Genomic DNA, 13,436 nt, shown 5'->3' with positions numbered 1-13,436 from the left:
GGTACGCAGCGATGGCCATCGACTATCACCGCCTGCGCTCGTGGGCGTTCCTTGACCAGGTTTCCAGCTATGCGGCGAACGACAGCATCCGCTATGCGCTGAGCCTCGGCTTCGGCACCGATCCGATGGACGAGGCGGACTTGCGCTTTGTCTTTGAGGAAGGACTGAGCGTGGTGCCCGCCTTCCTCGCCACCGTCGGCGCGCCGGGTGCGTGGGCAAGCGACCCGGGCACGGGCATCGACTGGATGCAGATCCTGCACGGCGAGCACCGGATGCGCTTTTTTGCAGTGCCCGCGGCGTCTGGCGCGGTACGCAGCCAGACGCGCGTCAGCCGCGTGGTGGACAAGGGCGCCGGCAAGGGCGCGCTGGTGGTCACTGAGCGGCGCATCGAGGACCAGGCCAGCGGCGAGTTGCTGGCGACCGTGGAGCATGTGTCGTTCTGCCGGGCGGACGGTGGCTTTTCCTCCGCCGCCACGCCCGGCGATGCACCGCTCGAACCGTTGCCCGCGGTGCCGGAGCGCGCGCCTGACATGATCATGTCGATGCCGACCCAGCCTTCAGCGGCCTTGCTGTATCGCCTCAATGGCGATCGCAATCCCATCCACGCACTGCCCGCCGCGGCCCGGCAGGCCGGCTTCGAGCGGCCGATCCTGCATGGCCTTTGCACTTACGGCATGGCATGCCGGGCGCTGCTGAAGCAGGCTTGCGGTGGGGATCCGTCGCGCCTGGCCAGCCTTTCGGTGCGCTTTTCATCGCCATTTGTGCCTGGTGAAACGCTGCGCGTGGAGATGTGGCGCGGCGAAGGGCAGGTCCAGTTCCGTGCGCTCGCCGATGAGCGCAATGTGGTCGTGCTGAGCCACGGCGTCGCCGACCTGCATCCGTAATCAAGGAGTCAAGATGTCCGTGATCGAGCAATTCGCCCGTGCCACGCCCGACCGGGTTGCCTACCGCATGGTGCCGTCCAGCCAGGCGGTGACGTGGGCCGAACTGGAGCAGCGTTCGCGCCGGTGCGCTGCCGCGCTGCTGGCTGCCGGTCTGCGCGAGGGCGACGGCATTGCCGTGCTGCTGGAGAACCATGTCCGCTATTTCGAGATCCTTTGGGCCGCGCACCGGATCGGCTTGTACTACACCACGATCAGCCGTCACCTGAAAGCCGACGAGGTGGAGTACATCGTGCAGGACTGTGGCGCCCGGGTACTGTTCTGCTCGGCGCAGACCCTTGGCGACCTTGCGCCCGGCGCGCTGGCATCGCTTCGGGTCACGCGGGTGCTTCTGGATGGGAGCGAGCCGGGCTACAGCAACTATGAAGCGTGGCTGGAGCAGATGCCGGCCGATGTCGCGTTGCCGCGCACGGTAGAGGGAACTGACTTCTCATATTCGTCCGGCACCACGGGCAGGCCCAAGGGCATCAAGCGTCCACTGCAAGGCGCCAACGCTTTCTTCCGCACCGGTGATGACCCTCGCCTGGGCTGGAAGTCGCTGGACCGGGACACGGTCTATCTGTCGACCGCGCCGTTCTATCACACTGCCCCGGTGCGCTGGAACATGGCCACCATGCGCGCCGGAGGCACCTCGGTCATGATGGAAAAGTTCGAGCCGCTGGCGGCGCTGGATGCGATCGCGCGCTACGGCGTGACCCATAGCCAGTGGGTGCCGACCATGTTCGTGCGCTTGCTGCGACTGACTGCCGCGGAGCGCGAGCGCTTCGACCTGTCCACCATGCGCTATGCGATCCACGCCGCCGCGCCGTGTCCGATCTCAGTCAAGCAGCAGATGATTGACTGGTGGGGGCCGATCCTCTATGAGTTCTACAGCGGCACCGAACTGGTCGGGCGCACCTCGCTGGACGCCGTGGAGTGGCTCGCGCACAAGGGGTCGGTCGGACGGCCCGAGTTCGGGCAGGTACACATCGTCGGCGACGATGGCAATGAAGTGCCGCAGGGCCAGACCGGCGTGGTCTACTTCTCCGGCGGCGGGACCTTTGCCTACCACAATGATCCGGAGAAAACCCGGCAGGTCTATAACGACCGTGGGTGGGCCACCTATGGGGACGTCGGCTACGTCGATGCCGATGGCTTCCTCTACCTCACGGACCGCCTTGCCAACACCATTGTCTCTGGCGGCGTCAACATCTATCCGCAGGAATCCGAGAACGTGCTGATGAGCCATCCGGCGGTCTTCGACGTGGCGGTGGTCGGCGTGCCGAATACCGAGTTCGGCGAGGAAGTGAAGGCGGTGGTCCAGTTGCACGAGCCTGAGCGGGCGTCTCCGGTCCTGGCCGAAGAACTGATCGCGCTTTGCCGCAGCAGGATCTCCCCGATCAAATGCCCGCGCTCGGTGGACTTCGTCACGGCGCTGCCGCGCACCGAGACCGGCAAGCTGCTCAAGCGCGCCGTCAAGGCCAGCTACTGGCCAACCGAAAACCGAATCGCGCATTAAGCGCGCCTGATGCCATGTCCCGACAAGAAGCCAGCTACCACGCGCCGCGCAAGATGTTCGCGCCGGAGCACGAGATGTACCGCGACAGCGTCGCCCGTTTCCTGGCTGACAAGGTCATGCCCGGACACGCCGAATGGGAAGCCGCCGGCCTGGTTCCGCGCGATCTCTGGCGCGATGCCGGCGCCCACGGCCTGCTGTGCCCCGGCTTGCCCGAAGCCTACGGCGGTGCCGGCGGCGACTTCCTGCACAGCGCCATCGTGGTGGAAGAGATCGCCCGGGCCCTGGCCAGCGGCGTGACCGGGTTCACCACGCACTCGGAGAACGTCGCGCCGTACCTGCTGGAATTCGGCACCGAGGCGCAGAAGCGTGAGTTCCTGCCGCGCATGGCCAGCGGCGATGTGGTTGGATCGATCGCGATGACCGAGCCGGGGGCGGGCAGTGACCTGAAGGCGATCCGCACCACTGCTGTCAAGGTGGATGGTGGTTACCGGCTCAACGGCCAGAAGACCTTTATCACCAATGGCTACCACGCTGACCGCGTGCTGGTGTTCGCCAAGACAGAGCCGGCCGCCGGTGCGCGCGGCATCAGCCTGTTCTGGGTCGACACCACCAGCCCCGGGTTCAGCCGCGGCCGCCTGCTGGACAAGATCGGCCAGAAGGCCCAGGACACCGCTGAACTCTTCTTCGAGGACGTCTTCGTGCCGGACGACATGCTGGTCGGCGAGCGCAATGCCGGCTTCGGCTACGCCATGAGTGGGCTGGTGCGTGAGCGCCTGCTGATCGCCTTGCGTTGCGCCGTGGCGCTGGAGGTGGCGCTTGACTGGACCATCGCGCATGTCAAGGAACGCCGTGCCTTCGACAAGGCGCTGATCGACAACCAGTTCATCCGCTTCCGCCTGGCCGAAATCAAGACGCATGCGTGTGCCACGCGTGCTTTCGTCGACAGCTGCCTTGAACAATACCTGGCCGGCACGCTGACGCCGGATGGTGCCGCCATGGCCAAGTACTGGGCCGGCGAGGCCACGCGGGCCATCGATGACCTGATGCAGTTCTTTGGCGGCTACGGCTATATGCGCGAGTATCCCATCGCCCGTGCCTACACCGACGTGCGTCCGAACCGGATCTACGGCGGTTCGGCCGAAATCATGCGCGAAGTCATCGCGCGCGCACTCTGAATTCACCATGACCAAGAACCTTTCTCGCTCGGTCGCCATCGTCGGCGCCGCGGAATCCGACCTGGGCAAGGTGCCCGGCAAGACGGCACTGGAGTTGCAGGCGCAGGCCGCGCGGCTGGCCCTGCACGACGCGGGGCTGTCGCTGCGCGATGTGGATGCCGTGTTCGCGCATACCGATGACCGCTTTGCCACCGTGCAGCTGGCCGAGTACCTCGGCATCCAGCCAAGGTACGTCGACTCCAGCAACGTCGGCGGCATGTCCAACCTGATGCACATCCGCCATGCGATGGCGGCCATTGCCGCCGGCATGTGTTCGGTGGCGCTGGTGACCTATGGCAGTACGCAACTGTCCGACGGCTCGCGCAAGAGTGGCGCCGTCGCCGCGGATACGCCGGACTCGCCGCGTGGCCAGTTCATCGCGCCTTATGGCCAGCTCAGCCCGATCGGCTACTACGCAATGGTTGCCCAGTTGCACATGCATCGCTACGGCACCACGTCCAGGGATCTCGCCGAGGTGGCAGTGGCGGCGCGGCGCTGGGCGCAGCTGAACCCGAAGGCATACCGGCGCGAGCAAACCAGCATCGAGGAGGTCATGGCGTCGCCTGTGATCGCGTCGCCGCTGCGTACGCGTGACTGCTGCCTGGTCACGGATGGCGGTGGCGCACTGATCATCACCTCCGCCGATCGTGCCCGAGACCTGAAGTCGAAGCCGGTCTATGTGATGGGCGCGGCCGAGACCTTCTCGCACCACTACACCCCGTTCAGCACAGCCGACTGGCTGGATACGCGCGTCGCCGAGACGGCGGACGAAGCGTTCCGCATGGCTGGCGTCACCCGCGCAGACATCGACGTGGTGCAGATCTATGACCACTTCACCATTGGCGTGATCCAGTCGCTGGAAGAACTGGGTTTTTGCCAGCGAGGCGAGGGCGGTGCCTTCGTCGCCGATGGCGCCCTGGGCCCGGGTGGCCGCTTCCCCATCAACACCTCCGGCGGCGGCCTCTCCTACGGCCACCCTGGCATGTTCGGCATGTTCGTGCTGATCGAGGCCGTGCGCCAGTTGCGCGGGGAGTGCGGCGAGCGGCAATTGCCCGATGCCGAACTGGCGCTGTGCCATGCGCCCGGACTGGTCTTCTCCTGCAACACCACCATGATCCTCGGAGTCTGAAGCATGAGCGAAGCACTACGTCCCCTGCCGCGTCCCACCGAGATCACCGAAGGCTACTGGCATGCGGCGGCGCAGGGCCGGCTGGTGGTGCAAGGCTGCCGCGCCTGTGGCCACCGCCAGTTCTATCCGCGCACGCTGTGCCTTGCGTGCGAATCGGACCAGGTCGACTGGACCGAGGTCTGCGGCCTTGGCACGATCTATACCTTCACCATCAACCATCGCGCACCCAACACCTTCATGAAGGCGCGGCTGCCGTACGCCGTTGCCATCGTCGAACTTGACGAAGGGGTGCGCATGATGGCGAACATCCTCAACGCATCGCCCGAGGCCATTGCTATCGGCAAGCGCGTGCGAGTGGTGTTCGAGAAGGCGAGTGACGACGTGAGCCTGCCGCAGTTCGAATTGATCGACTGACCCAATCCTGCCCCAAGGAGAGCCCATGCCCATCATCACTGCGCCGCGGCGGCGTGCTGCCCTGGCCGCGCTGGCGTGCATCGCCGCACTGCCGGCCTGGTCGCACGCTGCGGACGATTCTGCCTATCCGCAAAAGCCCATCCGGCTGGTCGTGCCATTCCCGGCCGGAGGCGGATCCGACACCGTGGCCCGCTTGCTCGGCCGCGAGCTGACGGCGATGTGGGGCCAGACGGTGGTGGTCGAGAACAGGCCCGGTGCCAGCGGCGCCATTGGCACAGGGGCGGTCGCGAAGGCTGCACCGGACGGCTATACGCTGCTGTTGGGCGCAACGCCGCTGGTGCAGCTGCAAGGCGTCTACAAGTCACTGCCCTATGACACCTTCCGCGACTTCGCGCCGCTGGCGCGCCTGGCGCTCTCCTCGGACGTATTCGCCGCTCCGGTTTCCACCCGCGTTGCCAGCGTGGGCGAGCTGCTGTCCGCGGCCCGGGCCACGCCTGGCAAGATCAGCTACGGCTCCTACGGCAACGGCACTTCCTCCCACATGCACGGCGAGTTGCTGCGGATGCAGGGGGGCGTCGACCTGACCCACGTGGCCTATAAGGGCGGCACGCCACTGATCCAGGACTTGCTGGGTGGGCAGGTGAGTTCCGGGTTTGTGGATGTGGCCAGCGGCAAGGCCGCGCTCAACTCCCCGAAGATCAAGGTACTGGCCGTCACGGGCGAGCGCCGGCTGGCGCTGCTGCCTGAGGTGCCGACCTTTACCGAACTGGGCTACCGCGATTTCGAGCCAAACGGCTGGTATGGCCTGTTCGTGCCGGCGGCGACGCCGAAGGCGGTGAAGGACAAGCTATCCGCGGCGGTGCTGGCAATCCTGGCCAAGCCGGCCATGCAAACGGCGATTCGTGAGCAAGGGCTGGAACCGGGAACGCTGGAGCCCGAGGCATTCCTGAAGCTGATGCGGCGCGATGCCGAGATCTGGGGACGGATCGCGGCCAACGCGCGCATCACGCTTGACTGATCGGTGTTGCCGGCCGGGGCGGCCCCCTCCCTGTTTCGGGGAGGCCGGGCCTGGCCGGACGGCTGATAGCCTCCGAAGCTCCAACGTACTGTACGGAAGACTTTCACTTTCATGCTGAATCAGGGGGATCGTTCATGCTTTCCGGTGTAAAAGTTGTCGAGATTTGCGGAATCGGGCCAGGCCCGTTCTGCGCCATGCACCTCGCCGATCTCGGCGCCGATGTGATCGCCGTGGAACGCGCGGCACCAGCCAACGGTGCGGCGCCGTCTACGGAAGGCTACGTGCTGAACCGGGGCAAGCGCTCGGTGGTTGCCGACCTGAAGACGGCCGAAGGGCGTGAGCTGGTGCTGGCACTGATCCAGGATGCCGACGCGCTGATCGAAGGCATGCGCCCCGGCGTCATGGAGCGCCTGGGGCTGGGCCCGGATGTCTGCCTGCAACGCAATCCCCGCCTGGTCTACGGGCGCATGACAGGGTGGGGGCAGAGCGGCCCGATGGCGCAGGCCGCGGGGCATGACAACAACTACATCTCGCTTTCCGGCGCGCTGTACTACCACGGCACACCGGCAGAGCCGCCATCGTCGGCCATTACCGTGGTGGGCGACGTCGGCGGTGGCGCGCTTTACCTGGCGGTGGGCCTGCTGTCAGGCATCCTCAACGCCCGCGCCACGGGAAAGGGAACCGTGGTGGATGCATCCATCGTGGATGGCTCGGCCCATATGCTGCAGCTGTTGCTGTCCACGCGCCGCAAGGGCTTCATCACCGGCGAGCGCGGCAACAATATCCACGATGCCTCTCATTTCTATTCGACCTACCGCTGCGCGGACGGGAAGTTCGTCACGCTCGGCTCGATCGAGCCCCAGTTCTACGCGCTGCTGCTGGAAAAGCTGGGCCTGACCGAGGATCCGCGTTTCACCCGGCAATGGGACCGCGAGCGTTGGCCGGAGCTGCATCGGCACTTCGAAGAACTCTTTGCCACCAGGACTCGCGCGCAATGGTGCGCTCTGCTGGAAAACACCGACGTGTGTTTCGGCCCGGTGCTGAGCCCGGAAGAGGCCGCCGGGCATCCGCACCTTGCCGCGCGGGGCGTCTACTTCGAAGCGGAGGGCCATCTGCAGGCTGCCCCCGCGCCGCGCTTCGATGGCAAGGCCGTGGCGGCGGGCGCGATTCCACGGCACGGCCAGCACACTGGCGAGATTATGGCCGTACTGAAATCCGGCCAGCCCGGCGCATTCTGGACAACTGACTGAGGGTTGATGCGGGGGCGAGGGCCGGGTCCCGCCGCAGCGATTGAGCTTCGGCCGTCCGTCGAAGCGCCTTTCTTTCTGCTGACTGCTGCAGCGGCCTCGGCAATGCCGCTCCGCAAAAAAATCCCCCGAGGCTGTGACTCGGGGGAGGTGCGGGTCTGTGGCCGGAGACGCTGAGTCCCGGCCACGAATTTTTTGAGGGGGACACTCTTTTCTGTAGGTCCTTACATGCTGTGGTCAACGAGTCCATCGCGGTTGGTGATCCTCGCGCCATCGGTGTACACGTCGCGCCTATCCGAGACTTTCGCCCCGTCTGAATAGACGTCAAACTTTGTGGTCTTGCCCCCATCGGAATATGGGTCTCGCGGCCCCATCACGCTGGCGCCGTCAGTGTAGACATCCCGCGTCCCGATGCCGGCATAGGCAATTCCGGCACTAAGCGCCGCACCCGCCGCAGCGAGCAGTATGACTGTCTTTACCATTTTTCTTACCTCCACTTCAGGTCGTTGCAAAAACGCCGAAACGATTCTTCTTTCGCTTCAGTTTGAGGGTCGCAACTTCGCACAAGTGCAATGAAATGTAGGCCCTGGCGGCAAGCATATGAATCGGGCTTTTTTCCGAAAAGAGGCTAGGGGATTGCCCTAGCCGGTGGGCAGGCAGATTCAGTCCTGCATTACTGCACGGTAGCAATCGAATCCATCCGGCAACTCTTACCGCGCAAGGGAGTTCTGGCGTAGATTCATAGTAGTGTTGTGGCACCATGGTTTTGCAGCGCTTCGCCTTGCATCGATTCGGTGCAGGCTCGTGATTTGCCGCAGGTGCATGGAACATTCACTTTCGCAAGAGTGTCGTCATTCCGTTTAACCATAGAAATGACTGGATGTGACAGTGTCTGTTCCCGGGGGGTTGAAGCGAACCATGTTTATTGTCTCGCGCAACTTAAGGCTCAGACTTTTCGTCCATACCGGATTTGTCGCTTTGGCGTATTTCGCAAGTGCAAAACTGGGACTGGCTTATGCAGTAGTGGGCGGTGCGGTGTCTCTGGTGTGGCCTGCCAGCGGCGTGGCCCTCGTTGCGCTCCTTGTCATGGGTTTCGCAGCTGCCCCGGGAATTGCCATTGGCTCCTTTCTTGCCAATATGTCGGTCGGCGTGCCACTGCCAATGGCCGCGCTGATTGGCTTCGGCGCAACGGCTGCAGCCTTGACGGCCACGTTGCTGTTGACGCGCGTGGCCCGGTTCCGGATCAGCCTCGACCGCATCAGGGACGTATTGGCCTTCATCATCCTGGCCGCGACAGTCAGCACAGCAGTGAGTGCCCTGATTGGTGCGACTGCTCTCCTTGGCGCGGGCCGGGTGTCGGCTTCCGAGTACGGCAACGCAGTCCTGGAATGGTGGCTCGGTGACATGATGGGGGTGCTGGTGGTGGCCCCGCCCCTGCTCAGCCTGCTTGCGAGTCCCGAGCCTGTGCGCTCCGCAAGGCAGGCCGTGGAAGCGTGCGGACTGACCGTTGCCATGCTCTGGGCAAGCTACCTCATCTTCGGCGCCCCCGAGCTTGCCGGGCACGGCTACTATCCTTCAGCCCTGGCGATTCTTCCGTTCATCATCTGGGCGGCTCTGCGCTTCGATCACCTGGGCACCACCTTCGCAACCTTGCTGGTCTCGATCGTAGCCATCTGGGGCACCACCAACGGCACCGGTCCCTTTGCCGCAGAGTCTCCAGTGGATAGCCTTGTGAGATGGTGCGCCTTCGCGAACGTCGTGGCAGTCACCGGGCTGCTGCTGGTGGCGGCACATGCCCAGGAGAAGCGCGTCCATAGCCTGCTGCAGGCATCGCACGTCGAACTGGAGCGGCGCGTGCAGGAACGAACCCGGGACCTGCAGCGGGCAAACCATGAACTGAAGCAGGAGATGGCGCGGCGTCGCCTGCTGGAAGCGGAGCTGATCCGGATCGGCGACCAGCAGCAGAGACTCATCGGCCGGGAGCTGCATGACGGCCTCGGGCAGCACCTCACCAGCCTGGGCTTCTACTGCACGACCCTGAATCAAACACTGCAGAAGGCTGGCCACCCGGCTGCGGCGGACGCGGCTACCATCGTCGGACTGGTGAAGCAGGCGTCCTTGATGACTCGCAAGATTGCCCACGGCCTGGACCCGGTCGCCATGGAATCCGGTGGCCTTGCGCTCGCCCTGCAGAGGCTGGCGCAGACGACCTGCGCGCTGGATGGCATTGACTGCACGCTGCGCATCGGGTCGGACGTGGACTTGCTCGATCCGCCGATGCAGATCAACCTTTACCGTGCGGCGCAGGAAGCCGTGAACAACGCGCTGAAATACAGCCAGGGACACCACATCGGGATCGACCTTGAGCGCGAAGGCGGGATGCAGCGGCTTTCCATCAGTGACGACGGGGTGGGGGTGGACCCGGAGCAAATGGAGCGTGCCTCGGGACTGGGACTTCACAACCTGCGTCACCGGGCGAGCCTCCTGGGCGGCTCCTGCACGATCACCCGCAATGCTCTGGGCGGCACCACGGTTGCCATCAGCTATCCGATACCAGAGAGTCCGGGCCATGCAACAGCAGCCATCTAGCCCGGGCCGCGCAACCCAGATCCTGATCGTGGATGACCACCCCATCATCCGGGAGGGGTTAAGCCAAATGCTGAATCTGCATGAGGACCTGCACGTCTGCTGTGCGGCCGGCAGTGCCGAAGATGCTCTGGCGTTGATGGCCTGCCAGCCTGACGTGGCCGTTGTCGACCTCAGCCTGCACTCGAACTCCGGCCTGGATCTTGTCAGGACGCTGCGGCAACACTATCCAAAGCTGGCAATCCTTGTCCTCAGCATGCATGACGAAACACTGTTTGCCGAACGCGCGCTGCGGGCAGGCGCCAACGGGTATCTGATGAAACTCGAGGCCACGGAGCATATTGTGAATGCCATCCGCGAGGTGCTGGCCGGCAATGTCTACCTGAGCGCCGCCATGCATGACAAGCTGGCGCGGGCCCTGAAGGCTCCTCAAAGAAGCCGCGCGGGCTCGATCGCGAGCCTGTCGGAACGGGAGTTCGAAGTCCTGCACCTGATCGGGCTTGGCTTCAGCACCCGCCAGATCGCCGGGAAGCTGAATCGCAGCGTCAAGACCATCGAGGCGCATCAGGCCAACATCAAGGAAAAGCTGGACATTCCCAACGGCAAGGAGCTGATGCGCTTCGCGATTCAGTGGATCGAGAGCCAATAGGCGTTGAGTTGCTTTCGCCTGCTTGAACGCTCGACTGCTCGCCGCCCTGGGCCAGACAGAAGCCTGGTTGCGCGTGTCAAGGGCGGGGAAGGCCACACATAAGCTGCGTTCAGATCGTTTTAGCGGGTCCGGTTTTTTCCCCGAACGGGGCGTTCCGCCCATGGCGGAATTTGCATACACTCGCCCACTTCATGGACCGACGGCCAGCACAGGCATTGCTGTGCGCTCTGGTCATGGTGAGCCATCGGAAGCTGAGATCGGGCCTCACCATCCCGTTGTGGACGCCGGGCATCGACTGGGCCTTCATGACCCTGACCACGGATGCCACCACAGATCTGCGGGCGCTGCGCACGACGCTGGCACCGATGAAATACTTTGCACATTGCCTGCACCATGGCAATGGCGACCATGCCAGCCCCGGCGCGCGAATTGCCTTGGGCGAGAATAGTGAAAGGCCAGGGTGGTGGAGCGGGCACCCTGTGGGATTCCACAGGGGGTGTCGCGGCGCGGGCCCGAGGTTGGGGCGCTTCTGTCCCTTTCCGGTCGATTGATTCGAATCCACGCCTGGCGGCCCGGACGCCGGAAAACAACCTGCTGCGTTTACTTCCCAAACTCACTGAACTTGGCCGCCAGGAACTCCACGAACAGCCGGATCCGGGACGACAACTGGTGCCGCTGCTGGTAGACGGCATAGATGTCCGCCTCCGGCGTCGCGTATTGCGGCAGTACCTGCACCAGGCGGCCACTGCGCAGGAACCGCTCGATGTCCCACTCGGCGCGCATCAGGATGCCGTGGCCTTGCAGCGCCCAGTTGACCGCGATCTCGCCGTCATTGGTGGTGAGGTTGCCGCGCACATGGACCGATTCGGTCCGCGCCTTGGTTCCTTTGCCTGAGGTCAGGCGCCACACGCCATAGGCGTCGCTGCCCTGGCGGATGCCGATGCAATTGTGCTGGCGCAGGTCGGCGGGCGTGTGCGGGGTGCCGTGGCTGCGCAGGTACTTGGGCGAGGCGCATAGCAGGCGCCGGTTCGGCGCCAGCTTCCGGGCCACGATGCGGGCGTCGGGCGGCTGGCCGAAGCGGACGCAGACGTCGAAGGCATCTTCGGTCAGCGGCGGCGGGTCGGCGGACAGCTGGAGCTGGACATCGACCTCGGGGTAGGTGGCGACATACTCGGAAATCACCGGCGCCACATGCATGCGCCCGAACCCCAGCGTGGCATTGACCCGCAGCAGGCCGCTCGGCCGGCCCTTTGAGCGGGTCAGGATCTGGTCCAGGTCGTCGATCTCGCTGAGGATGCGCCGCGCGTGCTCCAGGTAGACCTCGCCCTCCGGCGTCAGGCTCATGCGCCGCGTGGTGCGCGTCACCAGCGGCATGCCGATGCGCGCCTCCATCTGCGCCAGCCGCTTGCTGACCGCGGCGGTAGTGATCCCAAGGTCGCGCGCGGCCGCGCTCAGGCTGCCTGCCGTGGCCACCGACGTGAAGAATCCCAGTTCTGACGGTTGGATGCCGGACGATAGCGCCATTCCATCTTTAATTTGAGGTTAACAATGGTTTAACTCTACAAGCGATCCAAAACCTTGTCCACGGCCCAGAATCCGCCCCATGCACTCAACTCGTATTTGAATCGATCTGGACCAGGAGACACGGATGAAGACGTACTGCATTGCAACGATCCCCGGCGATGGCATTGGCAAGGAGGTGGTGCCGGCCGGCCGTGAAGTGATGGAGGCGCTGGCGGCTGCCGGTGCTGACTTCCGCTTTGAGTTCGAAGACTTCGACTGGGGTGGCGACTACTACCGCCAGCACGGCGTGATGATGCCCGCCGACGGCCTGGATGCGCTGCGCGACAAGGATGCCATCCTGTTCGGCTCCGCCGGCGACCCGCATATTCCGGATCACATCACGCTGTGGGGCCTGCGCCTGAAGATCTGCCAGGGCTTCGATCAGTACGCCAACGTGCGCCCGACGCGCATCCTGCCCGGCATCGATGTGCCGCTCAAGCGCTGTGCCGCGGAAGACCTGAACTGGGTGATCGTGCGCGAGAACTCGGAAGGCGAGTATTCGGGCGTGGGCGGCCGCGTGCACCAGGGCCACCCGATCGAGGCGGCCACCGACGTCAGCATGATGACCCGCGTAGGGGTGGAGCGCGTCTTGCGCTTTGCCTTCAAGCTGGCCCAGTCGCGTCCGCGCAAGCTGCTGACGGTGATCACCAAGTCCAACGCGCAGCGCCACGCCATGGTGATGTGGGACGAGGTGGCCGTGCAGGTGGCCAGGGACTTCCCGGACGTTACCTGGGACAAGGAACTGGTCGATGCGGCCACGGCGCGCATGGTGAACCGTCCGGCCTCGCTGGACACCATCGTCGCCACCAACCTGCATGCCGACATCCTGAGCGACCTGGCGGCGGCGCTGGCCGGCAGCCTGGGCATCGCCCCGACCGGCAATATCGATCCGGAGCGCCGCTACCCGTCGATGTTCGAACCCATCCACGGCTCGGCTTTCGACATCATGGGCAAGGGCCTGGCCAACCCGGTCGGCACCTTCTGGTCGGTGGTCATGCTGCTGGAACACCTGGGCGAGAACGAGGCGGCGCAGCGCGTGATGCAGGCCGTCGAAACCGTCACCGCCAACCCCGCGCTGCATACCGGCGACCTCGGCGGCAAGGCGACTACCGCTGAAGTGACCAGGGCGGTGTGCGACTTGCTTGCCGCTGGCCAGCAAGCGAAGGCCGCCTGAGCG

The 13,436-nt window shown here is 64.9% G+C and carries 11 protein-coding genes; 10 read left to right on the top strand and 1 reads right to left on the bottom strand.

The window, feature by feature from the left end:
* Positions 1-11: 11 nt before the first annotated feature.
* The 9 genes from AC3WLF_RS13855 (at position 12) to AC3WLF_RS13815 (ending at position 10,696) form a co-directional block, all read left to right on the top strand.
* A complete protein-coding gene (locus AC3WLF_RS13855) occupies positions 12-884 on the top strand; it encodes a MaoC/PaaZ C-terminal domain-containing protein (protein WP_492358387.1) in 873 nt (290 codons plus the stop codon).
* Positions 885-897: 13 nt separating this feature from the next.
* Entirely contained in the window at positions 898-2,439 is a 1,542-nt protein-coding gene (locus AC3WLF_RS13850; RefSeq protein WP_492358386.1) for an acyl-CoA synthetase, read from the top strand.
* 14 nt (positions 2,440-2,453) lie between these two features.
* Positions 2,454-3,614, top strand: a complete 1,161-nt coding sequence (locus AC3WLF_RS13845) for an acyl-CoA dehydrogenase family protein (protein WP_492352631.1) — start codon at positions 2,454-2,456, stop codon at positions 3,612-3,614.
* A 7-nt stretch (positions 3,615-3,621) separates the two neighbouring features.
* Positions 3,622-4,782, top strand: a complete 1,161-nt coding sequence (locus tag AC3WLF_RS13840; protein ID WP_492358385.1) for an acetyl-CoA acetyltransferase — start codon at positions 3,622-3,624, stop codon at positions 4,780-4,782.
* 3 nt (positions 4,783-4,785) lie between these two features.
* A complete protein-coding gene (locus AC3WLF_RS13835; RefSeq protein ID WP_492358384.1) occupies positions 4,786-5,196 on the top strand; it encodes a Zn-ribbon domain-containing OB-fold protein in 411 nt (136 codons plus the stop codon).
* A gap of 25 nt (positions 5,197-5,221) precedes the next feature.
* A complete protein-coding gene (locus AC3WLF_RS13830) occupies positions 5,222-6,214 on the top strand; it encodes a tripartite tricarboxylate transporter substrate binding protein (protein ID WP_492358383.1) in 993 nt (330 codons plus the stop codon).
* A 134-nt stretch (positions 6,215-6,348) separates the two neighbouring features.
* Positions 6,349-7,464, top strand: coding sequence for a CaiB/BaiF CoA transferase family protein (locus AC3WLF_RS13825; RefSeq protein ID WP_492358382.1), 1,116 nt, complete (start codon positions 6,349-6,351; stop codon positions 7,462-7,464).
* Positions 7,465-8,379: 915 nt separating this feature from the next.
* Positions 8,380-10,050 (top strand): MASE1 domain-containing protein, encoded by a 1,671-nt coding sequence (locus AC3WLF_RS13820; RefSeq protein ID WP_492358381.1) that lies wholly within the window; start codon positions 8,380-8,382, stop codon positions 10,048-10,050.
* A complete protein-coding gene (locus AC3WLF_RS13815; RefSeq protein WP_492317902.1) occupies positions 10,031-10,696 on the top strand; it encodes a response regulator in 666 nt (221 codons plus the stop codon). Before AC3WLF_RS13820 ends, AC3WLF_RS13815 begins: the two co-directional genes overlap by 20 nt.
* 600 nt (positions 10,697-11,296) lie before the next feature.
* On the opposite strand, the gene AC3WLF_RS13810 is transcribed toward AC3WLF_RS13815, so the two are convergent.
* A complete protein-coding gene (locus AC3WLF_RS13810) occupies positions 11,297-12,220 on the bottom strand; it encodes a LysR family transcriptional regulator (RefSeq protein ID WP_492317901.1) in 924 nt (307 codons plus the stop codon).
* A 124-nt stretch (positions 12,221-12,344) separates the two neighbouring features.
* Between AC3WLF_RS13810 and AC3WLF_RS13805 the strand changes: the two genes are divergently transcribed.
* Positions 12,345-13,433, top strand: coding sequence for a tartrate dehydrogenase (locus AC3WLF_RS13805; RefSeq protein WP_492317900.1), 1,089 nt, complete (start codon positions 12,345-12,347; stop codon positions 13,431-13,433).
* The last annotated feature ends 3 nt before the right edge of the window (positions 13,434-13,436 follow it).

It is taken from the genome of Cupriavidus sp. FW306-01-F10A (assembly GCF_058782785.1).
The sequence above is the reverse complement of the archived record's forward strand: the minus strand, read 5'-3'. Positions and strand labels throughout refer to the sequence as shown.